Below are 22,921 nucleotides of genomic sequence, written 5' to 3'. Positions count from 1 at the left end.
GGAAGGGCAGCCAATAATGGAAGGAGGCTCGAGCGAGGAGGACAGGACCAGGTGAAACGGGAGCACCGGCGCTTGGTGATGACCCCGGGGCCGACGGAGGTGGAGGAGCCCGTCCGGCGGGCCCTTGCCCAGCCCATGACCAACCCCGACGTGGACGGGGACTTTGTCCGGTTCTACGAGGGGCTGGCCGCCAAGCTGGGGCGCCTCATGGGCACCGCCCATCCCGTACTGATCCTGACGGGAGAGGGCATGCTGGGTTTGGAGGCGGCCGTGGCCAGCCTGGTCGAGCCCGGGGAGCCTGTCCTGGTGGTGAGCAATGGCATCTTCGGGCGGGGCTTCGGTGACCTGGTGGCCCGCTACGGCGGGCGTCCTGTCATGGTCGAGGTCCCCTTCGACCGCCCGCCGGCCCCGGAGGAGCTGGAGGCGGCCCTGGCCGCCCATCCCCAGATCCGGGTGGCGACCCTCGTCCACTGCGAGACGCCGACAGGCTTTTTGAACCCGGTGGAGGAGCTGCTGCCGGTCTTGCGGGCCCACGACGTGATCACCATAGTCGATGGGGTCTCCTCGCTGGGAGCCGATCCGGTGGCGACGGACGCGTGGGGGGTGGACCTCCTCCTGGGCGCTTCCCAGAAGGCCTTGTCGGCCCCAACGGGGCTTGCCTTTCTGTCGGTCTCCGACCGGGCCTGGGAGAAGATGGAGCGTCGCCGGCAGCCCATCCCTGGCTTCTACACCAACCTCTTGGAGTGGAAGCGCACCTGGCTCGATCCGGCTGACCGCTCCTTTCCCTACACCCCGGCCGCCGCGCTCCTGGCCGCCCTCGATGCCGCCTGTGACGCGGTTCTGGCCGAGGGTTTGGAGCAGGTTCTGGCCCGGCACCGCCGGCTGGCCCAAGCGGTGCGCACCGCCCTGCGGGGAGCGGGCTTCCGTCTCTTTGCCCCTGACGCCCACGCGGCCTCGGGGGTGACCGCCTTCTGGGTGCCGGAAGGGGTGGACGAGCGGGGGTTCCGCCAGCGCCTCTGGGAGGAGCAGGGGGTGTTGATGGGGGGCTCGGTGGGCGAGATGGCGGGCCGCCTGTGGCGGGTGGGGCACATGGGCGCTGGGGCCCGGGAGGAACGCCTCTTCCGCTTCATGGTCGCCCTGGAGGCCCAGTGCCGGGCCGAGGGGATCGGTTTACAGGGGTCGCCTGCGGCGCTTTTCGTTGAAGCGCTCCAGGAGGAGGTTGGGGAATGATGGTGCGTCGTGCCGGAGCGATGAGGGGGACAGGCTTCCTTGTCGCCTTGATCCTTCTTCTGAGTCTTGGGGGGCCGAGGGCAGCCGCGCAAGGGTTTGAGGTGGAGGCGCCCGCGGCCGTCTTGATGGTGGCCGACACCGGCCAGATTCTGTACGAAAAGAACGCGGACGAGCCCCATCCGCCGGCCAGCCTGGCCAAGATCATGACCCTCTTCCTCGTCTTGGACGCGGTGGACGCGGGCCGGGTCTCCCTCGATGAGCCCGTCGTCACCAGCCGCCACGCGGCCTCCATGGGCGGCTCCCAGGTCTACCTGGCCGAGGGCGAGCGCCAGAGCGTGGAGAAGCTCATCGAGGCGGTGGCCATCGCCTCCGGGAACGACGCGGCGGTGGCCCTGGCGGAGCACCTCTACGGCACCGAAGCCGCCTTTGTGGCGCAGATGAACCGCCGGGCTGAAGAGCTGGGCCTCAAGGGGACCTACTTCGCGGACGCCACCGGCTTGCCCGTCCCCGAAGGCCAGCGGCCCGCGGTGATTACCGCCCGGGATGTGGCCGTCCTTAGCCGGGCCCTCATCTTGGAGCACCCGCAGATCTTGGAGTGGACCTCCATCCGGACCAAAGAGTTTCGCGCCCAGCCCCGGTTCGTCCTGTACAACACCAACCGGCTCTTGGGCCGGTACCCCGGCCTGGACGGCCTGAAGACGGGCCATACCAGCGAGGCGGGCTACCACCTGGCGGCGACCGCGGAGCAGAACGGCGTCCGGCTCATTGCCGTCGTCCTCGGAACCAAGTCCGATGAGGACCGGAACGAGCAGGTGACCCAGCTGCTCAACTACGGGTTCCGGGCTTTCGAACGGGTGATCGCCGCCCGCCAGGGCGAGCCGGTGGGCGAGCGGCGCCTCCGCAGCGGGAACCCCGAACGCTTCACCGTCGAGGCGGCCGCCGACCTGCCGGTGCTCATCCCCCGGGGCCGGCAGGGCGACCTCCGGCGGGCCGTCCAGTGGCTGGAGGATGTGGACGCGCCCCTGGAGCGGGGCGAGCGGGTAGGGATCCTGGTCGCCTATCTGGGGGACGAGCCCCTGGCTCAGGTGGACGTGATCGCCGCCCAGGACGTGGGGCGGGCAGGCTTCTTCACCCGCCTGTGGCGGACGGTCTGGGGCGGCCTGGCGGGGGCCATCGGAGGGGCGCTCCAGTGGCTGTGGAGTGGGATCCGCTCCCTGCTCGGTCTGGCCGGATGAGCTCCGTGCCCCAACCCCTCCGCCTGAGCGCGCCGGCCAAGGTGAACCTCTGCTTGGCCGTCGGGGACCCTCGTCCCGACGGGTACCACCCCCTGGTCAGCCTGGCGGCGGCCATCACCTTGGAGGATCGGGTGACCATCGAGGCAGCGCCCCGCCTCCAGGTCCTCTGCTCGGCTGCGGGGGTGCCTGAGGGGGAGGCCAACCTGGCCTACCGGGCCGCCCGGCTTCTGGCCGCGGCCGCCGGGCGGGAACCCGCGGTCCGCATCCGCATCGAGAAGCGGATCCCCGTGGCCGCCGGCCTGGCGGGGGGCTCCACCGACGCCGCCGCCGTCCTGCTCGGTCTCAACCGGTTCTGGGCCCTCAACTGGAGCCTGCCCCGCCTGGCGGAGCTGGCCCTCCGTCTTGGGGCCGACGTCCCCTTCTGCCTTCAGGGCGGGGTGGCCCTCATGGAGGGGGTGGGGGAGCGCCTGACGCCTCTTCAGGGGTTGTCCCCCCTCCACCTGGTCCTGGCCGTCCCCCCGGAGGCCCCCATCTCCACCGCGGCCGCTTACCGGGAGCTGGACCGGCAGCGGGTCCGGGGGACCGATCTGGACCAGGCCCGGGTCCGGGTGGGGGCGGCGGTGGAGGCTTGGCGGGCCGGTGACCTGGCCGCGCTGGGCCGAGCCTTCTTCAACGACCTGGAGCCCGTGGCCCGGCGGGCCCAGCCCGTCCTCAACGGGCTCATCGGCCGGATGCACGGGGCCGGAGCCTTGGGGGTGGTGGTGAGCGGGAGCGGGCCGGCGACGGTGGCCCTCTGTCCCGAGCCGACCCGGGCTCAGGACCTGGCCCGGGAGCTGGCGGCCGCCGGTTTCTGGGCCGAGGCCGTCCAGATCCGGTCCCTGCCGCCGGGGAGGTTCGATTGACCGAGCCTCGAACCCACTGCTATAGTGGGATGCACGCGTCAGCGTTCGGGGGGATCGAGCCGTGGGCAAGAGGCGTGGAAGGCTCGCTCCGATCAAGCTCGATCAGTACAAGCCGCTGCGGGAGCTGGTCTTTGAGCGGTTGCGGTCGGCGATCATCGCCGGCGAGCTCCATCCCGGGGAGCGCCTCATGGAGATCCAGCTCGCGGAGGAGCTGGGGGTGAGCCGGACCCCGGTGCGGGAGGCCATCCGGAAGCTGGAGCTGGAAGGCTTCGTCGTCATGATCCCGCGCAAGGGGGCCTATGTGGCCGACATCACCCTGAAGGACGTGGCCGACGTCTTCGAGATCCGGGCGGCGCTGGAGGCCCTGGCTGCTGAACTCGCATCCCAGCGAGCGACCGATGAGGAGCTGGATGAGCTGGAGCGGGCGCTGATCGCCATCGGCGAGGTCATCGACGGGGATGACATGGACGAACTGGTGGCCCGGGACACCCATTTTCACGAGCTCATCTACCGGGCCAGCCGGAACAGCCGGCTCGCCCAGATGACCAGTCTCTTGAGCGAGCAGATCCAGCGCTTCCGGGCCCGGACCTTGGCCCATCCCAAGCGCCGGCGGATCTCTCTTAAGGAGCACTACGCGTTGGTCGAGGCCCTGCGGGCCCGGGATCCTGAGCTGGCCCGCCGGACGGCCAAGGCCCACATTGAGAGTGCCGAGCAGGCGCTGATGAGCCTGGTGGCCGACGATGAAGAGCGGGCCCGCCGCTCCCGGGAGGAGGTTGCCGGCGACGCTCCGTGATCCCGGCAGGAGGAGGAGGCGCGGGTGATGGTTGATGCGGTGGTGCTGGCGGGGGCGCCCAACACCGGCAGGCTCCACGAGGTGAGCCCGGAGCCCTATGAAGCTCTGATCGAGATCGGCGGCCGGCCCATGCTGGCCTATGTGCTGGAGGCCCTGCAGGCCAGCGCTCAGGTGGGCCGGCTGGTGGTGGTGGGCCCGCCCGCTCTGGATGTGGTGGTCACCGTCACCGGGGCGGAGCGGGTCGACCCCGGCCCGGATGTGCTCGCCAACCTCCTGGCCGGGGTGGACGCCCTGGGGGCGCGAGGCAGTTCCCGCCACATTCTTGTGAGCACCGCCGACATCCCCCTGCTCACCCCGGAGGCGGTTGATGACTTCCTCAACCGGTGCTGGGCCATGGGGGACCTGGACGTCTACTACCCTGTCGTCTTGCGGGAGCGGAGCGAAGAGGTCTTCCCCGGGGTGGAGCGGACCTACGTCCGGCTCAAGGACGGCTCCGTCACCGGTGGGAACCTCTTCCTGGTCCGGGCCGACGCGCTCCAGCGGTCCCAAGGGCTGCTGACGGAGATGATCAGCCTCCGCAAGCACCCCCTGCGCATGAGCAGGCTCCTGGGCCCGCGGGTCCTGGTCAAGGCGGCGGTCCGGACCTTGTCGGCCGACGACGTGGCCCGGCGCATCGAGAAGCTTCTGGGCCTGCGGGGCCGGGCTGTCTTCACCCCCTACCCCGAGATCGGCGTGGACGTCGACAAACCCAGTGATCTGGCCCTGGTCCGGGAGGTTCTCGAGGCCCGGGCCCTGTCGCCGGGGCGGTCGTGACCATGCGGCGGAGCCAGCGGGTGATCGCCCTGACCCACCGCCTGATCCAGGAGCCGGGCCGGTGGTGGACCCTGGACGAGCTGGCTGAGGAGCTGGGCGCGGCCAAGTCCTCCCTCAGCGAGGATGTGGCCCTGGTGCGGGAAGTGCTCGCGGCGGAAGGGATGGGCTGGGTGGAGAGCCGGGTGGGGGCAGGCGGGGGCATCCGCTTCCTCCCCGGCATGACCCGGGGGGAGGCGGCCGCGCTGGCCGAAGAGCTCTGCCGGCGCCTCATGGATCCCAAGCGGATCCTACCGGGCGGGTTCCTTGCCCTGGGGGATCTGGTGGCCGATCCCTTCCTGCTGGAGCGGATTGGGCGCCTCTTTGCCACCATCTTCCGCTCCCGCGCGCCCCAGGCGGTCCTGACCGTCGAGGCCCGGGGGATCCCCATCGCCCTCATGACGGCGCGCGCCCTGCGGGTGCCGCTGGTGATGGCCCGCCGTTCGGCCCGCCTCTCGGAGGGCCCCGTGCTCACCATGAACTACCTTTCCACCACGGGGGGCCGGGTGGAGACCATGACCCTCCCCAAGAATGCCCTGGATGGCATCGAGCGGGTCCTGGTCGTGGACGACTTCATGCGGAACGGGGGCAGTGCCCGGGGGCTGGTCGAGCTGGCCCGGGAGTTCGAGGCGGAGCCGGTGGGCGTCGGTGTCCTCATCGAGACCGCTGAGCCGGCCGAGAAGCGCTGGAACGAGTACGTTGCCATCGCCCGCCTGGAGCGGGTGGATGTGGAGACCCGGCAGGTCCAGGCCCGGGTGAGCCCGCGGCTCCCCCGGAACCTGCCGGACCCCGCCGACATGGCCGATCCGGCCACCTTTTTCGCCGACGGCACCCCTCCGCGTTGACACTGGGGTCGGGAGACTGCTAGAATGGTCGCGCCGATGGGGCGTGGTGTAACCGGTAACACACGAGACTTTGGATCTCGGATTGCAGGTTCGAGTCCTGCCGCCCCAGCCACTTCTTTTCCTCGCGTCTCCAACAGCATCAGCCTTGTCTGCCGTTGCCCATAAGAGGGCGGCCCTCCCTTCTTGAGGGCGCCACCTCGCTGCCGTGGGTGGTGAAGACCGACGGCTCGCCCCGCGCGGATTCCGCCCGGGACGGGGTCCGGAGGGGGACCCCACTCTTCCCCCACGCCGGGCCCATGGGGCGCAGGAACTCCCGGGTAGGTGGCGAAGGTGCCCATGGCGGCCCCGAACGGGGAAGGGTAAGACGGGGAACGCGTGGCGCTCCTGGGCAGGGAGGCGAGATGGTTCCATGGCAGAGGCCTGGGCGGTGATCCTGGCAGCCGGCTTGGGGACCCGCATGCGGTCCGAGCGGCCCAAAGTGCTCCATCCGGTGGGCGGTCGGCCGATGATCCAGAAGGTTCAGTCGGTTCTCCGGGAGGCCGGTTTTGACCAGCAAGTGGTGGTGGTGGGTCACCGGGGCGAGGAGGTGGCCCAAGCGGCCCAGGCCGTACCGGGGGTCACTGTCCGGATCGCCCACCAGCCCCAGCAGCGGGGGACAGCCGACGCGGTGGCCCACGGGCTGCAAGCCTTGGCGTCCCTCGCCGAGGGGCAGGTCCTCGTCGCGTACGGCGACACCCCTCTGCTCCGAGCCGGAACGGTGGCAGAACTCGCCCGCACGCACCGGCGGACCGGCGCGCTCTGCACCCTGCTGACCGCCCGGTTGACCGATCCCACCGGGTACGGCCGGATTTTGCGGGACCAGGCCGGACGGTGCATCGGGGTGGTGGAAGAGCCCGACGCCACCCCCGAACAGCGGGCCATCAACGAGATCAATGCCGGCCTGTACCTGTTCGATCTGGCCGGCCTACGCCAGGTCCTGCCTCAGCTTAGCCCCGCGAACCGTCAGCAGGAGTTCTACCTGACCGATGCCGTCGCGAGCCTGGCCGCCCGGGGCCTGGTCGCCACCGTCCCGGTGGCCGATCCCGAGGAGATCCTGGGGGTCAACGACCGGATTCAGCTGGCCCGGGCCGAGAAGATCCTCCGCCGGCGCATTCTGGAATACTGGATGGCGGAAGGCGTCACGGTGGTCGATCCCGACACCACCTTCGTGGGCGAGGAGGTCCGGCTGGGTCAGGACACGGTTTTGCTCCCCTTCACCTTCTTGGAAGGCCAGACCACCCTAGGCAGGGGGTGCCGGATCGGCCCCAACGCCCGCATCATCGGAAGCCGCCTGGGTGACGGGGTGGAGGTCCAGATGGCCGTCTTGGTCGAGGCCCATGTGGGGGACCGTTGCCAGATCGGGCCCTTTGCCTATCTTCGTCCAGGAGCCCGGCTGGCCGAGCGGGTGAAGGTGGGCGATTTCGTCGAGATCAAGAACAGTTCCATCGGCGCCGGGAGCAAGGTGCCCCACTTGAGCTACGTGGGCGACGCCACCGTGGGGGCGGGAGTCAACCTGGGGGCCGGCACCATCACCTGCAACTACGATGGCCGGCGGAAGCACCCGACCACCATCGGTGACGGCGCGTTCATCGGCAGCCACACGAGCCTGGTGGCCCCGGTGACGGTGGGCGATGGCGCCTACGTGGCCGCCGGCTCGGTGATCACCAAGAACGTGCCCCCCGACGCGCTGGCCATCGCCCGAGGGCGCCAGCGGAACGTGGAGCGGTGGGCCGCCCGCCGACGGGCAGAGGATGGGGAGAAGGGGAGTCGCGAGCGGTGAACTACGAGTATCGGAAGAAGATCCGGCTGTTTACGGGCAGGGCCAACCCCAAACTGGCGCACGACATCGCCGAGTACCTCAACCTGCCCATGGGCCAGGCTGAGATCGGCCACTTCCAGGATGGGGAGATCAATGTTCGCATCGGGGAGACGGTGCGCGGGGCCGAGTGCTTCGTCATCCAACCCACCTGCGCTCCTGCCGACAGCAACCTCATGGAGCTGCTCATCATGATCGATGGCCTCCGCCGGGCCTCGGCCAAGACCATCACCGCCGTGGTCCCCTACTACGGGTACGCCCGGCAGGACCGGAAGCTGGCCCCCCATGACCCCATCGTCGCCAAGCTGGTCGCCAACCTCTTGACCACCGCGGGGGCCGACCGGATTCTGACCATGGACCTCCACGCGGGCCAGATCCAGGGCTTCTTTGACGTGCCCGTGGACAACCTCAAGGCCTTGCCCATCCTGACCCGTTACTTCCTGGAGAAGCAGATGGGCGACCTGGTGGTGGTCTCGCCCGACGTGGGCGGCGTGGCCCGGGCCCGGGAGTTCTCCGAACGGCTCCACGCCCCCCTGGCCATCATGGACAAGCGGCGTCCCCGGCCCAATGAGGCGGAGATCATGCACGTCATCGGCGACGTCAAGGGCCGGGTGGCCATCCTGATTGACGACATCATCGATACGGGCGGGACCATCATCAAGGCGGCCGAAGCCCTCTTGGCCGAGGGGGCCCGGGAGGTCTACGCCGCCGCGACCCACGCCGTCTTCTCGGGGGACGCCTATGAGCGGCTGAACCAGTCGGTCCTGAAGGAGATCGTGGTGACCGACACCATCCCCCTGCCGCCGGAGCGGTCCAACGGGAAGGTCCGGGTCCTGACGGTGGCGCCTCTCTTCGCCCAAGCGATCCGGAACATCTTTGAAGAGGTCTCGGTCAGCCAGCTCTTCGAGCTGTGATCCCCGCTGGACGAGCCCCATGGGAGTCAGAAGTCGCCGCTCCTGCCAATTGACCCCGAGGTTGGGTCAGGGCTAGAATGGAGGGCGTTGAATGGACAAAGGAGGGGCGAACGTGGCTGAGTTCACCCTGACTGCCACGCCGCGCGCAACAGGCAAGGCTGCCGCCCGCCAACTGCGCCGCCAGGGCCAGGTCCCCGCGGTGCTCTACGGGCCTGGCATGGAATCGCAGACCCTGGCCATCGACCACCAGATGCTGGCCCGGGTCTATGAGCAGGCCGGCGCCTCCCAGCTGGTGGATGTGACCATCGCGGGCCGGGACGAGCGCTATACCGTCTTGATCAAGGATGTGAGCCGGCACCCCGTGCGGGGGACGTACGACCACGTGGACCTCTACCGGGTGCCCATGGACCGGCCCATCGTCGCCCGGGTGCCCATCCGCATCCAAGGCCGGGATCAGCGGCCCAACGACGGCGGCTTGGTGGCTGAGCGCCTCCACGAGGTGGAGGTCCGGTGCCTCCCCGCGCACCTGCCCGAGGCGATCGTGGTCGACGTGTCCGGCATGGCCGTGGGCGACACCCTCTACGTGAGCGATCTGCAGCCGGGAGAGGGCGTGGAGATCCTGGATGCGCCGGATGAGCCCGTGGTGGCCATTGTCGAGCCGGCGGCGCCGGCGGTAGAAGAGGCCGAGGAGACCGAGGCGGCCGCCGAGACTGGGGCTCCGGCTGCGGAGGAGACGGAAGCGTAAGGCGCGACCATGTGGATGGTCGTGGGGCTCGGGAATCCCGGCAGCCGCTATCGTCAGACCCGCCACAACGTCGGTTTTGAGGTGGCCGAACGCCTGGCGGCTCGGCTGGGTGCCCGGGCCTGGCGGGAGACGCCGCTGGCCAGCCTGGTCACCGTCAGGTTGGACGGCGGCGAGCTTCTTCTGGTCCGGCCCCTCACCTACATGAACGAGAGCGGTCGGGCGGTGGCGCGGCTGCGGCCGCCCCAGCTCCCCTTGGACCGCCTTCTGGTGGTGGTGGACGACATCCACCTGCCGGTGGGCACCCTGCGCCTCCGGGCGGGCGGGTCGGCCGGCGGGCACAACGGCCTCCGATCGGTGGAAGCCCACCTGCGGACCCAAGCCTATCCCCGCCTGCGGATCGGCGTGGGGGCACCGCCCGATCCCGCCGAGCAGGCGGCGTACGTCCTCGGCCGGTTCAGCGCCGCGGAGCGGCGGCTCTTGGAGCCGGCCCTGGAGCGGGCCGTCGATGCCATACTCTGCTGGGCCCGGGATGGGATCGACCGGGCCATGTCGCGGTACAATGGTCCGGCGGTCGCTCCCGATGAGGGGGCGGGGGGGCCGTAGGCGGCGGAAAGGCCGTCCCCAAGGGCTTTCCGCCGTGCAGCTTCCTTGACGCTGGCGCGAAGGGGTCGATATAATGGCCCTGTCGCGATGGCTTCTGCCGAGGCTCTCTCCCCCTGGGGAGCGTCCCGCGGCCTCGTCGCGCGCGGGCTGAAAACCGTGATGGAGAGGGCGGGTCGTGGTTGGCCATTCCGGGACTGTTGCATCTTTTGGAATCCTCGCGCTCGATTGAACGGTTGGCCGAAAGCCTCCAGGCAAGCCCCCTTCCCCTCTGGCTGCCGGGACTGTCGGAAGGCGAAAAGGCCGTCTTCCTCGCGGCCTTGTGGCAGCGGATCAGCTCCCGGGAACGGGGACTTTCGGCCCTCTGGATCACGCCCGGCGCCTACCAGGCGGAGCGCGTCTACCTGCAACTGAGCGGCCTCCTGCCCGAGGAGCAGGTGAAGCTCTTCCCCGCCCTGGACACCATGCCCAGCGAGGAGGCCCGGCCCAGCTTGGAGCTGACCGGGCGGCGGCTGGCGGCCCTCACCCGGCTCGCCCTGGGCCGGCCCACCATCGTGGTGGCCCCCGTCGACGCGGTGGCCGCCCGTCTCATCCCGGTCGAACGCTTCCGGGCCCTGCCCCTCCCCGTGCGGGTGGGGGCCTCCCTCTCCCTGGAAACCCTTCCCGAACGCCTGGTGGCCATGGGCTACCAGCGGGTCACCCGGGTGGACAGCCCAGGCCTCTTCGCCATCCGGGGCGATATCGTCGACGTCTTTCCAGTGGGCGTCCCGGACCCCATCCGCATTGAGCTCTTCGGCGACGAAGTGGACTCCATCCGCCGCTTCCACCCGACCCACCAGCGCTCTACAGACCATCTCCACGAGGTGATCATCCCGCCTGCCCTGGAGCACCCCCTTCCCGACGGTGACCGGACGGCTGGACTGGACCGCATCCGGGAGGCCTGGGCGGAGCAGGCTCAGCGGCTCGAGCGCTTGGGACGGCCGGACGCGGCCGAAGGAGCCCGCCGGCGGGCGGCTCTCCACGGGGACCGGCTGAGCCGGGGCGAGCTCTTCGACGGGATGGCCCAGTACCTGGCCTTTTTCTATCCCGAGCTGGGCACCCTCTTGGACTACGTGGGCCAGGGCCTGGTTATCCTTGACGAGCCCGATCACGTTAAGGATCGCCTCACCCAGTGGCACCAGGAGATGGGCGAGCAGCTCACCCAGAAGCTGGAAGCGGGCCGCGCCCTGCCCACGGAGATGGACCTCTTCCTGGAGTGGCCGGAGCTGTTGGACCGGGCCCGGCAGCATCACCTCCTCTGCCTCTCGGGGCTGAACAAGCGGCTCCGGGAGCTGGAGCCGAGCCGCTCCCACCGGATCGAGCTGCGCACCCCTGATCTGTACCACGGCCGGATGGAGCCCTTGGCCCGTCAGGTCCGGCGCTGGACTCGGGACGGGAACCGGGTGCTCCTGGTCTTGGCCACCGAAGAGCGGGCCCAGCGGGTGGTGGAGGGTCTGCGGGAGCAGGAGGTGCCCGCGGTCTATGCGTCCACGGTCGTGGACGAGCTGAAGGCGGGCAACGCGGTGGTCACCCTGGGCACCCTCCACTCAGGCTTCATCTACGGGGATCTCAAGCTGGTGGTCCTGAGCGATCTGGAGGTGATCGGCCAGACCAAGCGCCGCCGGCGGCGGGCCACCTTCCACACCGATGACGAAGGGGCCCACCTGGACAGCCTGGCCGACCTCCGCCCCGGCGACTACGTGGTCCATGTCAACCACGGCATCGGGCGGTACCTGGGGTTGGAGACCCTGGAGGTGGGTGGGATCCACAAGGATTACCTGGTGGTGGAGTACGCGGGCAACGACAAGCTCTACGTGCCCACCGACCAGCTGGATCTCCTCCAGAAGTACATCGGCGCCGACGGCCAGCCCCCCCGCATCTACAAGCTGGGCGGCAACGAGTGGGCCCGGGTGAAGAAGCGGGTGAAGGAGTCGGTCCGGGAGATGGCCGAGGGGCTCCTCAAGCTCTACGCGGCCCGGGAGTCGGTGAAGGGCTTCCAGTTCAGCCCGGACACCGTCTGGCAGGCCGAGTTTGAGGATGCCTTCCCCTACGAGGAGACGCCCGACCAGCTCCGGGCCATCGAAGAGGTGAAGCGGGACATGGAGCGGGACCGGCCCATGGACCGCCTCCTCTGCGGGGATGTGGGTTTCGGGAAGACGGAGGTGGCCATCCGCTCCGCCTTCAAGGCGGTGATGGACGGGAAGCAGGTGGCCGTCTTGGTCCCCACCACCATCCTGGCCCAGCAGCACCTGCGGACTTTCCGTGAGCGCTTCGAGCGGTACCCGGTGAAGATCGAGATGCTCTCCCGCTTCCAGACCGCGGCCGAGCAGAAGCAGGTCTTGGAAGGCCTCAAGACGGGAGCCGTCGACATCGTCATCGGCACCCACCGGTTGCTTTCCAACGACGTGGTCTTCAAGGACCTGGGGCTGGTGGTGGTGGATGAGGAGCAGCGCTTCGGCGTGGCCCAAAAGGAGCGGCTGAAGGAGCTTCGCACCGAGGTGGACGTCCTCACCCTCTCGGCCACCCCCATCCCCCGGACCCTTCACATGGCCCTGGTGGGCGTGCGGGACATGAGCGTCATCGAAACCCCACCCGAGGATCGGACCCCGGTGCGGACCTACGTCATCGAGTACGACCCCGAAACCATCCGGGAGGCCATCCTGCGGGAGCTGGCCCGGGAGGGGCAGGTCTATTTCGTCTACAACCACGTCCAGTCCATCGAGCGGAAGGCCAAGGAGCTCCAGGAGCTGGTCCCCGAAGCCCGCATCGCCGTGGCCCACGGCCAGATGGACGAACACCGCCTGGAACGGGTGATGTTGGACTTCCTCGAGCGGGAGTACGACGTCCTGGTCTGCACCACCATCATCGAGACGGGCATGGACATCGCCAACGTCAACACCCTGATCGTCTGGGATGCGGACCGGATGGGCCTGGCCCAGCTCTACCAGCTGCGGGGGCGGGTGGGGCGGAGCAACCGGGTGGCCTACGCGTATTTTACGTACCGCCCGGAGAAGATACTGTCCGAGGACGCTGAGAAGCGCCTTCAAGCCTTGCGGGAGTTCACCGACCTGGGTTCCGGCTTTAAGATCGCCATGCGCGACCTGGAGATCCGGGGAGCGGGGAACCTCCTGGGCCCGGAGCAACACGGCTTCATCGCCTCGGTGGGCTTCGAGCTCTACACACGGCTTCTGGCCGAGTCGATCCGTGAGCTCAAGGGGACGACGGAAGCCCAGCCACCCGAACCGGTGCTGGATCTCAACGTGGACGCGTACGTCACCGACACCTACGTGTCCGACGCCCAGCAGAAGGTGGAGATCTACAAGAAGGTGGTGGGGATCCGGAGCCTCCAAGAGGCGGACGAGCTGGCAGACGAGCTGGTCGACCGGTTCGGCGACCCGCCCGAACCGGTGCTCAACCTCTTGGCGGTGGCTCGGGTGAAGGTGCTGGCGCGGGAGCTGGGGATCGCCTCGGTCAACGCCCAAGGGGATCGGGTGGCCGTCCGGTGGCACGAAGGCCTCCGGCTCCCCTACGAGCGGCTCCTCCCGGTGACCCGGAAGCACCGGGGTCGGGTGACGGTCCTGCCGGGCCGCTCCAGCCAGATCGTGATCCGCCGCCAAGGGTTGAGCGACAGGGATCTCCTCCGCTTGCTGGAGGACCTCCTGGGGGATCTCCGGGAGAGCTGGCCGCTGGCCAGCGGCCAGTGACGACGGTGACGGACCGCAAGGAGGGGTGGGGATGAAGGCTACGGGCATCGTCCGTCGGATCGATGACCTCGGCCGGGTGGTCATTCCCAAGGAGATTCGCAGGACGCTCCGCATCCGGGAAGGGGACCCTCTGGAGATCTTCGTCGATCGGGGCGGCGAGGTGATTCTCAAGAAGTACTCGGCCCTGGAGGAGCTGGCCGACTTCGCCCAGGAGTATGCCGACTCCCTCCACGAGTCGACGGGCCACATCGCCCTGATCACCGACCGGGATGTGGTGGTGGCCGTCGCCGGCGCGCCCAAGAAGGAGTGGTTGCGGAAGCCCGTGCCGCCCATCATCGAGCACGCCTGTCAAGAGCGCCGGAGCCTGCTCCTTCCCGGTTCAGGGACGCTCTCGGCCAACCTGCCGGAGGCGTGGCCCTTCCAGAGTCAGGCCATCGCCCCCATCGTCGCCGAAGGAGATCCCATCGGCTCGGTGCTCTTGGCCAGCGACCAGCCCGGGACGGTGATGGGCGAGCTGGAGCGGAAGCTGGTCGAGACCGCGGCGGCCTTCCTGGGTAAGCAGATGGAGCAGTAGGGCAGGGCTCACCCTTGAGCCTCTTCCGCCTTGGCCTCCTCCCAGAGTTCGTCCATCTCAGCCAGATCCATATCCTCCAGGGAGCGTCCTTGGCCGGCGGCCAGGGCTTCCATCCGCCGGAAGCGGCGCTCAAAGCGGCGGACCGCTGACCGGAGAGCCCCCTCCGCGTCGATGCCCTCCTTCCGGGCCAGGTTGACCACCGCAAAGAGGAGGTCGCCCAGCTCCCGGCGGGCTGCCTCCCGATCCCCCTGGGCCAGAGCCTGGTCCAGCTCCTGGAGCTCCTCCCGCACCTTGGCCCTGGGGCCCGCGCTGTCTTCCCAGTCGAAGCCCACCCGGGCCGCCCGGCGCTGGATGGCTTCGGCCCGGGCGAGGGCCGGCAGGTGGATGGGGATGCCGTCCATGAGGGAGGCTTCCGCCTCCTCCGAGGCCTGGCGCTCCCGGTCCTTGATGGCCTGCCAGGCGGTCTCCACCTCCCGGGCGTTCTCCACCGTCGCCTCGCCGAAGACATGGGGGTGGCGCCGGATCAGCTTCTCCGTGAGGGTCCGGGCGATGGTCTCCAGGTCGTAGGTGCCCTCCTCCCGGCCGATCTGCGCGTGGAAGACCACCTGCAGGAGCACATCCCCCAGCTCCTCAATGGCCCCTTGGGTGTCGTCCCGTTCGAGAGCCTCGGCCGCTTCATAAGCCTCTTCAATCAGGTAGCGGACCAGAGACTGATGGGTCTGCTCCCGGTCCCAGGGGCACCCCCCAGGCCCCCGCAGCCGCGCCATCACCGCCACCAGCTGGTCGATCGCTTCCACACGAACCACCCCCAACGGAGCACGCCCACCCTTATGCCAGGGAGCCCCATGCCAGGGAGACGAAGAGCCCACCGGGGAGACCGACGGGCTCTTCCAAGAACGGAAAGACTGCGCTTACCTAGCTTGTCTCAACCTGGCCGTACTGCACTACTTCCGCGCAACGGCTTCCTTGAGCTGCTTGCCCGCCTTGAAGGCCGGAACACGGGTTGCGGGAATCTCGATGGTCATGCCGGTGGCAGGGTTGACACCCTTGCGGGCCGCCCGATCGCGGACTTCGAAGGTTCCAAAGCCCACCAAAGTCACCTTGTCGCCCTGGGCGAGCGCGTCGGCGATGGTCGAGAGAACAATCTCAACCGTTTCGCCAGCCACCTTCTTGGTCAGGCCGGCCTTCTCGGCCACCTTCGCGATCAGCTCGCTTTTGTTCACGCCGTACCCTCCTCCAAGCTGGAGTTCGTGGCTCCTTTTCTCCCCCCACTGGTAATCTCCTTCCAATGGGCGGCCGTCATTCCCCAAACTTAGCCCGTGCTAACGCCATTTTCCAGACTCGGGCCGGGGAATACCCTTGAAAGGCCCTGTGAACACTCTTGGGAAGACGACGGAGGAGGGGTGGCGGTGGACGGCGAGCGGCGTCGGCCCTGGGTCTGGCTCCTGGGTGCCGGGGCGGTCTTGGTGCTCTTGGGGCTCCTCTTCTGGCCCGGGCGGGAACCCGGTGGAGAAGGGGCCGCGCTGGGAGAGGAGCCTCAGGTCGAGGTGGTCCTGGCGGATGGCGATGTGGAGACCATGGGGATTGAGACCTACGTGGCCGGCGTGGTGGCCGGCGAGATGCTGGACGGCTGGCCCAAGGCCGCTTACGAGGCCCAGGCCATGGTCGCCCGCACCTTCGCCTTGCAATACCTGGAGCGTCACGGCGGCCGGCGGATCTCCACCGACTTTGAAGAAGCCCAAGCCTACCAACCACATAAGGTGACCGACCTGATCCGGGAGGCGGTGGACGCGACCCGAGGCCGAGTGATCACCTACGAGGGCGAGCCCATCCATGCCTGGTTTCACGCCTACGCCGGAGGCGAGACGGCCTCGGCCCGGGAAGGCCTGGCCTTTGAGGAGGAGGAGCCCCCCTACATCCACTCCATCACCCTCGAGCCCAACCCCCTGGTGCCCGAGGAGTACCAGCACTGGAGCCTCAGCCTGCCCCTGGCCCAGGTGGCCCAGGCCCTGGAGGAGGCGGGAACCCCCGTGGGATCCATCCAGGAGATCACCGCCGAGTACGGCCCCACCGGGCGGATCACCCAGGTCCGGATCACCTCGGCCGACGGCCGGGTGACCACCCTCTCGGGCCCTGAGTTCCGGGCCGCGTTGGATCCCGAGCGGATGAAGTCCAACAAGGTGAGCCGGTTCGCCGTGGACGGGGGCCAGCTCCATATCGAGGGGACGGGGTACGGGCACGGCGTGGGATTGAGCCAGTGGGATGCCCTGGCCATGGCCCGGGAGGGGAAGACGGCCGAGGAGATCGTCCAAACCTTCTACAAAGGAGTGACCATCGAACGGCGCTGGCGGTGAGGCATGGCCCGCAAGGGGGGCGCGTATCGATGGAAAGGAGGTAGAGAGGAGGGCGGCCCGTGGCTCCGGACCGGCCCGACGAGAGCCTGCGGCGACGCCATGAGGTGCACCTGATCCACCGGCAGCACCTCCAGGTGACCGGCGTGGCCCAAGTGGAGAGCTTCGATGAGAAGCAGATCGCTGTCCGCACCGAGATGGGGGGCCTGCTCATCGCCGGCCACGGCCTCCACATCTCCGAGCTGAACGTGGAGACGGGGATCCTGCAGGTGACGGGTGAGGTGGATCAGCTCCACTATCTGGGCGAGGGCTCTGGGCAGAAGGGGCGGAGCGTGCTGCGGCGGCTCTTCCGGTAAGGCACGGCCCCGAGCCCGGGGGCCATGCACCCCTCGAACAGGACGCCCCATACCATGTAGGGCTGACCAGGAGGCCTGGACCGTCGCCCTGGGGCCAGGCCGCAACGGTGGGGGTGCGTGCCGTGGAGAGCCTTGCCCAACAGCTGGCGGCCTTTTTCGCGGTGACCGCTGCAGGGGGGGCCGGCGGGCTCCTCTTTGATCTCTACCGCTTCCTCCGCCGGGAGGTTCCCCGGTGGGGCGGGCTGGTGGACGGTCTCTTCTGGCTGGTTGCGGGGCCCACCATGCTCTTGCTCATCACCCTGGCCAACTGGGCCAGCCTCCGATTCTACCTGGTGGTGGCCCTCGGCTTGGGCTTCTTTCTCTATGCCCAGCTCCTCAGCCCCCTGGTCACCTGGGTGCTCCTGGAGGGTTCCCGCCTGTTCGGCCTAGGCGTTCGGGGGCTTACCTCCGTCGGGCTGGCCGCGGCCCGCTGGCCGGCCACCCGCCTCGCCCGACGGGCCACCGTCCGGCCGGCCCGGGGATGGCGGCGGGCCCCCCTGCTGTGGCAGACGGGCTGGGTGGGCCGGGGACGCCGCTGATCCCGGGAGGATCCCCCCGCCCGGCCGCCGAACAGCCGGACCGAGGTGGTCCTGTGGCGACGCGCCGGCGGTTCCGGGTAACACCACGGTTTTACGCGCTCCTTCTCGTTCTCGTCCTGGTCATGCTGGGTGCCCGCCTGGTCCAGGGCTGGGTGGCCGAACACCGCCTGACGCGGGAGCTGGAGGTGCTCCAGGAGCAGATCGAAGCCCGCCGGGCCGAGATCCAGCGGCTGGAGGCAGAGGTGGCCGAGATGCAGACGGAGGCCTACGTGGAGCGCCGGGCCCGGGAGGCTCTGGGGCTCGTTCTGCCCGGGGAGGAGCGTTACCAGGTGATTCCGGCCGATTAGCGCGGGCTTCGGGGCCCAATCGCGTTGACACTCCTTTCGGGCCCGGGGTATAATGCGTAAGCCGAGCAGGGCTCGGACTACGCACAGGGAGGACCCTGGTTCCTGTATGTCGATTGAAGTCGGAAGTATCGTGGAGGGCCGGGTGACGGGGATCACCAACTTTGGTGCCTTCGTTGACCTGGGCAACGGCCAGACCGGTCTGGTGCACATCTCCGAAGTGGCCGATCAGTACGTCGAAGATATCCACCAGTTCGTCAAGATGAACGAGGTCATCAAGGTTCGGGTGATCAACGTCAGCGACGGCAAGATCGGCCTCTCCATTCGCCGCGTCACCAATGACCGGCCGCGTCGGTTTGGCGGTGGTCGGGGGAACAAGTCTTTTGAGTCCAAGCTGAAGCGCTTCCTGCGGGACAGCGAGGAGCGCCAGGCCTCCCTCAGACGCAGCCTCGACTCCAAGCGCGGCGGACGTGGCTCCCGGCACGCTTTCTGATCAGGCTTCCGGACACCCCCACCCAGCCTTGCCTCGCGGGGCGTCCCGCCGGACCCTGGGGAGGGTGTTTCTTTGATTTGGTTCGGGTCGTGGGCGCAGGACCCCGTTTGTGAGGAGGACCGCGCTTTCGTCGAGCGCGTCCTCCAGCGCCGCCCTAGCCCCATGGCCGGGGTGGCGGCCCGGTGCCGGTTCGGCTTCCCGCAAGTGGTGGTCAACAGGCCCCTGGGGGACGACGGCACGCCGATGCCCACCCTCTTCTGGCTCGTTTGTCCCCTGCTGATCCAAGAAGTGTCCCGTCTCGAAGCCCAGGGCTGGATCCGAGCCCTGGGCCAGGAAGTCGCCTCCCAGCCCGAGGCGGCCGCGGCGGAGGCCCGGGCCGACAGGATCCACGCGCTCCTGCGGCGCCGCCTCCTGCCCGTGGCCGAGCGCCGGCGCCTGCGTGCGGAAGCGCCCCGCCTCTGGGAGCGGCTGGCGCGCAGCGGCATTGGCGGGCGGCAGCAGCGGGGCGTCAAGTGCCTCCATGCCCACCTGGCCAACTACTTGGCCCTGGGTGAGGGGTATGTGGGCCGGCGGGTGGTGGAACTCCTCCGCCAGGAGGCGGTCCCCCTGGCCGGGAGCCGGGTCTGCGGGTGCCTTGGCCCATCCCGCCCACCCTCGGCCGGCCGGGCGGCGGTGGTGGAGCTGGGGAGCCACTCCATCCGAGCGCTGGTGGCCGATCGAGCCCCCCAAGGATTGGAGCTGGTGGAGGAGCACCTCCAGGTGACCCGCCTGGGCGAAGGGTTCCAGGACGGCCGCCTCCAGGGGCCGGCCCTGGAGCGGGCGCTGGCCATGGCGGGCCGCCTGGCCGCCCGGGCCCGGCGGGTGGGGGCGGATCACCTGCTGGTGGTGGGAACCAGCGCCGTCCGGGAGGCGGCCAACCGGGAGGAGCTGGCCCGGCGGGTTCAGGAGGCGACGGGCGGGGCCCTCCGGGTGCTGACCGGGGAAGAGGAGGCCCAAGCCACCTTCCGGGGCGCCCGGGTGGGGCTGAAGGTGACGGGCCCGGCCCTGGTGGTGGACCTGGGGGGCGGGAGTGTGGAGCTGGCTCAAGGGGCGGGAGCCACCCCCCGCCGGCTCCTCAGCCTGCCTTGGGGAGCCCTCCGCCTGGCCCAGCGCTTCGGGACCGGGAGGGATCCCGCCCAGGTGGTGCGTCTCCAGGCTTGGCTCAAGGAGCAGGCCCCCCTGGTCCTGGCCGGCTGGCGGGGGGCGGCCCGGGAGGCGGCGTGGATCGGCGTCGGCGGAACGGCCACCTCGCTGGCGGCGATGGACCAGGAACTCTGCCGGTACCAGCCTGACCGGGTGCACGGCTACCGGCTCCCGCGGGAGGCGCTGAACCGTTGGGTGGCCAAGCTGGCCGCGCTCCCCCCCGAGGCCCTGGGCCGCCTGCCCGGTCTCGACCCGGAGCGGGCGCCGGTGATCCTGGCCGGCGCGGCGATCCTCGCCTTTCTCACCGAGTGGGTGGGCGCCCAGGCGCTGCTGGTGAGCACCTGGGATCTGATGGCGGGGCTCTTGGTGGCGGACGGGGCGGCGGGGGCGTAATCGGGACGGCTGGAGCGGTTGAGCCTCAGCGCGAGGGAGGCCGGGGCGAACCCCGGCCTCCGTTGGTCTTTTAGGCCAACTCCGCGAGGAGGGCCTCCCGCTCGGCCTCGGTCAGTAGCCGGGGCGGGGTTTGGGCGGGGCCTCCCCCCTGCAAGACGGAGACCTGCTCCTCGTAGGTGGGCACGCCGGTCTCCCGGTAGATGACGCCGATGGGGATCCGCTCGCCCCACTCGTGGGCCCGCTCCCACGCCTGCTCGGGGTTGGTGGGATCGTGGTCCGTCTCCTCCAGCTTGTAGACCCGCTGCTCGTAGAACTCGTAGGTGTTCACCCGGTTGTAGATGACGCAGGGCTGGAGAACGTCCACCAGCGCGTACCCCGGGTGCTGGATGGCCTGGGCGATAATCTCCGCCAGGTGCTTGGGATCCCCGGAGAAGCCCCGGGCAACGAAGGTGCCCCCGTTGGCCAGGGCCAGGGCCAGGGGGTTGACCGCCCGTTCGATGGCTCCCTCGGGGGTGGTGCTGGAGATGAAGCCCTTGGCCGACGTGGGCGAGTACTGGCCCTTGGTCAGCCCGTAGACCATGTTGTTCTCCACGATGTGGGTGATGTTGATGTTCCGGCGGATGGCGTGGAGGAAGTGGTTCCCCCCGATGCCGTAGCCATCGCCGTCGCCCGTCACCGCGATGACGTGGAGGCCCGGGTTGGCCAGCTTGGCCCCCTGGGCGATGGGAAGGGCCCGGCCGTGCAGGGTGGTGAAGCCGTTGGCGTTGATGTAGTCGGGCAGCTTGCTCCCGCACCCGATCCCCGACACGAAGAGCACCTCGTGGGGCCAGATCTCCAGTTGGGCCAAGGCCTGCTTGATGGCGTTCAGGATGCCGAAGTCCCCGCACCCGGGGCACCAGGTGGGTCGGTTCTCGCTCTTATACAGCTTGAGATCCAGCATGGACGGCCGCCTCCTTCAGGTTCTGCAGGACGTAATCCGGGGTGATGGCGCGCCCGTCGAAGCGGGTGATGAGGTGATCGGCCTTCCGCCCCGTCTCGCTGGCGAGCAGCCGGGCGAACTGGCCGGTGTAGTTCTCCTCCACCACCACCAGACGGCGGGTGCGGGCCAAGGCTTCCTCCGCGGCCGGCGGGAAGGGCCAGAGGTCCGTAAAGTGGAGCAGGTTGGCCGTCCCGGGCCGCTCCTCGTTGAGGATCTCGACGGCCTCGAAGAGCGCGCCCAGGGTGGAGCCCCACCCCACCAGGGTGATCTCCGCGTCGGCAGGCCCGTAGAGGGTGGGGCCTTGCATCTCGGCCCGGGCCGTCTCCAGCTTCCGCATCCGCTTGGGATGCTGCTGGAGGCGGTTGGCCGCATCCTCGCTCTCGAAGGCGCCGTACTCGGTGTGCTCGTCGCTCGGCGTGGTGTAGACCGCCTTGGGATGACCGGGCAGCGCCCGGGGCGAGATGCCGCTCTCAGTCACCCGGAAGCGGGCGTACCGCTCCTCCAGCTGGTCCAGGGCCGCCCCATCCAAAAGCTCGCCCCGATCAATGGTCACCTCGTCGAAGGGGAGGTCCTCCAGGTCGACGGTCTCCAGGCTGCTGGCCAGGAAGCCGTCGGTCAGGATGATCACCGGCGTCTGGTACTTGTCCGCCAGGTTGAAGGCCCGGTAGCCCGCCTCGAAGCACTGGCGGACGTTGCCCGGCGCCAGGATCAGCCGGGGGAACTCGCCGTGGGCCAGGTGGGTGACGAAGAGCAGGTCCCCCTGGTCCGTCCGGGTAGGCATCCCCGTCGATGGTCCGGGCCGCATGGCGTTGACCACCACCAGCGGCACCTCGGCCATGCCCGCGAGCCCCAAGGCCTCCACCATCAAGGAGAGGCCGCCCCCGGAGGTGGCGGTCATGGCCCGGGCCCCGACGTAGGAGGCGCCGATGGCCATGGTGATGGCCGCGATCTCGTCTTCCATCTGCTTGCTGACCACGCCGTACTTGGGCCCCTGGGCCGTCAGCCACTCGAAGATGGACGACGCGGGGGTCATGGGGTAGGCCGAGATGAACCGGCACCCCCCGGCGAGGGCTCCCATGGCGATGGCCTGGTTGCCGTTGAGCAGGTACCGGCGCGGCGCGTTGGCGACCTTGGGCAGCTTCCAGGGGAAGCGGTCGGCGTACCGCTCGCCGGCCGTCTCATAGGCGGCCCGGGCCACCTTCAGGTTGGCCTCGGCCACGGCCGCCCCCTTCTTGCTGCCGAAGTTGTCCAAGATCACGCTTTCCACGTGGCTCAGATCCAGCCCCATGACCGCGGTGGCCGCCCCGAGGGCGGCGGTGTTGACCATGATCCGGCTGCCGCCCACCTTCTCCGCCAGCTCCCGCAAGGGGAGGGGGAAGAGCTGGACCCCTGCCGCCGCCACCTGGGCCTCGGGCACCTTCATCCCTTCGTCGTAGATGATGGCGCCTTCGGGAACCAGCTCACCCAAGTGGGTGGTGACCGCCTGCGGGTTGAAGGCCAGGAGCAGGTGAAGGTGGTCCCGATGGACGCGCACCTTCTCCGCGCTGGCACGGATGAGATACGAGTTGTGCCCGCCGCGGATCCGGGACATGTAATCGCTGGCCGTGTAGACGTACAGGCCGGCGCGGGTCAGGGCCCTGGCAAAACCGGCGCCGTTGGACTCCACGCCCTGACCGGCCTCACCGGCGAGCTTCAGACTCAGGTCTTGGACCGGCATCGGTCGATCCTCCTAGCTAGCGGCAGAGAGGACAGCCCCCGGGGCCCGGCCCCGGCAGGCGTCGGGACCGCGTCTCTGATACGAACCGTAACCATTATAGCGTGAAACGCGGGAAAGAAGAGGCCGGGGAAGGCCTTGGGAGCGCCCTTCCCCGCTGGTGGGACAAGAATCCAGTATACTCGCCAGAGCTGAAGCCGGGTGCGCCCCTATTCGGAAAGGGAAGCCGGTCCGGCAGGCCTTCCG

22 protein-coding genes and 1 tRNA gene are annotated in these 22,921 nt (G+C 69.4%); 19 read left to right on the top strand and 4 right to left on the bottom strand.

From position 1 onward, the window contains the following. Positions 1 to 51 precede the first annotated feature (51 nt). The 13 genes from FWJ67_RS01550 (at position 52) to spoVT (ending at position 14,285) form a co-directional block, all read left to right on the top strand. Positions 52 to 1,230 (top strand): pyridoxal-phosphate-dependent aminotransferase family protein, encoded by a 1,179-nt coding sequence (locus FWJ67_RS01550; RefSeq protein ID WP_304174753.1) that lies wholly within the window; start codon positions 52 to 54, stop codon positions 1,228 to 1,230. Beyond that, complete coding sequence (locus FWJ67_RS01545) at positions 1,227 to 2,465, top strand: D-alanyl-D-alanine carboxypeptidase family protein (RefSeq protein WP_304174751.1); 1,239 nt, start codon at positions 1,227 to 1,229, stop codon at positions 2,463 to 2,465. Before FWJ67_RS01550 ends, FWJ67_RS01545 begins: the two co-directional genes overlap by 4 nt. Positions 2,466 to 2,470: 5 nt before the next feature. Then, on the top strand, positions 2,471 to 3,367 hold the full coding sequence (gene ispE, locus FWJ67_RS01540; RefSeq protein WP_414481741.1) for a 4-(cytidine 5'-diphospho)-2-C-methyl-D-erythritol kinase: 897 nt from the start codon (positions 2,471 to 2,473) through the stop codon (positions 3,365 to 3,367). Positions 3,368 to 3,428: 61 nt separating this feature from the next. Further along, positions 3,429 to 4,160, top strand: a complete 732-nt coding sequence (locus FWJ67_RS01535) for a GntR family transcriptional regulator (RefSeq protein ID WP_304174747.1) — start codon at positions 3,429 to 3,431, stop codon at positions 4,158 to 4,160. A gap of 27 nt (positions 4,161 to 4,187) precedes the next feature. Continuing rightward, the gene (locus FWJ67_RS01530) at positions 4,188 to 4,973 is read left to right on the top strand and encodes a nucleotidyltransferase family protein (RefSeq protein ID WP_304174962.1); all 786 of its coding nucleotides are present in this window, start codon (positions 4,188 to 4,190) and stop codon (positions 4,971 to 4,973) included. Between the two features lie 2 nt (positions 4,974 to 4,975). Further along, positions 4,976 to 5,854: a pur operon repressor gene (gene purR, locus FWJ67_RS01525; protein ID WP_304174745.1), complete on the top strand. Its 879-nt coding sequence runs from the start codon at positions 4,976 to 4,978 to the stop codon at positions 5,852 to 5,854. A gap of 37 nt (positions 5,855 to 5,891) precedes the next feature. Next, positions 5,892 to 5,966: transfer RNA gene (locus FWJ67_RS01520), tRNA-Gln, on the top strand. Positions 5,967 to 6,263: 297 nt separating this feature from the next. Further along, positions 6,264 to 7,673 (top strand): bifunctional UDP-N-acetylglucosamine diphosphorylase/glucosamine-1-phosphate N-acetyltransferase GlmU, encoded by a 1,410-nt coding sequence (glmU, locus tag FWJ67_RS01515; RefSeq protein WP_414481740.1) that lies wholly within the window; start codon positions 6,264 to 6,266, stop codon positions 7,671 to 7,673. Next, a complete protein-coding gene (locus FWJ67_RS01510) occupies positions 7,670 to 8,623 on the top strand; it encodes a ribose-phosphate diphosphokinase (RefSeq protein WP_369686597.1) in 954 nt (317 codons plus the stop codon). Before glmU ends, FWJ67_RS01510 begins: the two co-directional genes overlap by 4 nt. A gap of 112 nt (positions 8,624 to 8,735) precedes the next feature. After that, positions 8,736 to 9,368: a 50S ribosomal protein L25 gene (locus FWJ67_RS01505; protein ID WP_414481739.1), complete on the top strand. Its 633-nt coding sequence runs from the start codon at positions 8,736 to 8,738 to the stop codon at positions 9,366 to 9,368. Positions 9,369 to 9,383: 15 nt separating this feature from the next. Beyond that, positions 9,384 to 9,971, top strand: a complete 588-nt coding sequence (gene pth, locus FWJ67_RS01500; protein WP_414481738.1) for an aminoacyl-tRNA hydrolase — start codon at positions 9,384 to 9,386, stop codon at positions 9,969 to 9,971. 233 nt (positions 9,972 to 10,204) lie between these two features. Continuing rightward, the gene (gene mfd / locus FWJ67_RS01495) at positions 10,205 to 13,711 is read left to right on the top strand and encodes a transcription-repair coupling factor (RefSeq protein WP_414481737.1); all 3,507 of its coding nucleotides are present in this window, start codon (positions 10,205 to 10,207) and stop codon (positions 13,709 to 13,711) included. Positions 13,712 to 13,742: 31 nt separating this feature from the next. Further along, entirely contained in the window at positions 13,743 to 14,285 is a 543-nt protein-coding gene (spoVT, locus tag FWJ67_RS01490; RefSeq protein ID WP_304174735.1) for a stage V sporulation protein T, read from the top strand. Positions 14,286 to 14,293: 8 nt separating this feature from the next. On the opposite strand, the gene mazG is transcribed toward spoVT, so the two are convergent. Beyond that, the gene (gene mazG, locus FWJ67_RS01485; protein WP_414482542.1) at positions 14,294 to 15,082 is read right to left on the bottom strand and encodes a nucleoside triphosphate pyrophosphohydrolase; all 789 of its coding nucleotides are present in this window, start codon (positions 15,080 to 15,082) and stop codon (positions 14,294 to 14,296) included. 147 nt (positions 15,083 to 15,229) lie between these two features. Next, positions 15,230 to 15,508 (bottom strand): HU family DNA-binding protein, encoded by a 279-nt coding sequence (locus tag FWJ67_RS01480; RefSeq protein WP_304174731.1) that lies wholly within the window; start codon positions 15,506 to 15,508, stop codon positions 15,230 to 15,232. Between the two features lie 186 nt (positions 15,509 to 15,694). Here FWJ67_RS01480 and FWJ67_RS01475 point away from each other — a divergent pair, with 186 nt between their 5' ends. The 6 genes from FWJ67_RS01475 (at position 15,695) to FWJ67_RS01450 (ending at position 19,982) form a co-directional block, all read left to right on the top strand. After that, positions 15,695 to 16,639, top strand: a complete 945-nt coding sequence (locus FWJ67_RS01475) for a SpoIID/LytB domain-containing protein (protein WP_414481735.1) — start codon at positions 15,695 to 15,697, stop codon at positions 16,637 to 16,639. Between the two features lie 59 nt (positions 16,640 to 16,698). Next, complete coding sequence (gene yabP / locus FWJ67_RS01470) at positions 16,699 to 16,992, top strand: sporulation protein YabP (protein ID WP_304174727.1); 294 nt, start codon at positions 16,699 to 16,701, stop codon at positions 16,990 to 16,992. 122 nt (positions 16,993 to 17,114) lie between these two features. Continuing rightward, on the top strand, positions 17,115 to 17,570 hold the full coding sequence (yabQ, locus tag FWJ67_RS01465; RefSeq protein WP_304174725.1) for a spore cortex biosynthesis protein YabQ: 456 nt from the start codon (positions 17,115 to 17,117) through the stop codon (positions 17,568 to 17,570). Between the two features lie 53 nt (positions 17,571 to 17,623). Next, the gene (locus FWJ67_RS01460; RefSeq protein ID WP_414482541.1) at positions 17,624 to 17,917 is read left to right on the top strand and encodes an FtsB family cell division protein; all 294 of its coding nucleotides are present in this window, start codon (positions 17,624 to 17,626) and stop codon (positions 17,915 to 17,917) included. A gap of 106 nt (positions 17,918 to 18,023) precedes the next feature. Beyond that, positions 18,024 to 18,407, top strand: coding sequence for a S1 RNA-binding domain-containing protein (locus FWJ67_RS01455; RefSeq protein ID WP_304174721.1), 384 nt, complete (start codon positions 18,024 to 18,026; stop codon positions 18,405 to 18,407). Positions 18,408 to 18,479: 72 nt separating this feature from the next. Beyond that, entirely contained in the window at positions 18,480 to 19,982 is a 1,503-nt protein-coding gene (locus tag FWJ67_RS01450) for a DUF501 domain-containing protein (protein ID WP_414482540.1), read from the top strand. A 70-nt stretch (positions 19,983 to 20,052) separates the two neighbouring features. Here the strand turns inward: FWJ67_RS01450 and FWJ67_RS01445 are convergent, their stop codons facing one another. Both FWJ67_RS01445 and FWJ67_RS01440 read right to left on the bottom strand, forming a co-directional pair. Then, positions 20,053 to 20,922 carry a 2-oxoacid:ferredoxin oxidoreductase subunit beta gene (locus tag FWJ67_RS01445; protein WP_414481732.1) on the bottom strand — a complete coding sequence of 290 codons (870 nt, stop codon included), beginning with the start codon at positions 20,920 to 20,922 and terminating at the stop codon, positions 20,053 to 20,055. After that, the gene (locus tag FWJ67_RS01440) at positions 20,900 to 22,678 is read right to left on the bottom strand and encodes a 2-oxoacid:acceptor oxidoreductase subunit alpha (RefSeq protein WP_414481731.1); all 1,779 of its coding nucleotides are present in this window, start codon (positions 22,676 to 22,678) and stop codon (positions 20,900 to 20,902) included. Before FWJ67_RS01440 ends, FWJ67_RS01445 begins: the two co-directional genes overlap by 23 nt. Positions 22,679 to 22,921 lie beyond the last annotated feature (243 nt).

Origin of the sequence: Limnochorda sp. (assembly GCF_047459355.1) — a bacterium.
Taxonomy (GTDB): domain Bacteria; phylum Bacillota; class Limnochordia; order Limnochordales; family Limnochordaceae; genus Limnochorda.
Note: the sequence above shows the minus strand (reverse complement) of the source record. Positions and strands in the feature narration are given on the sequence as shown.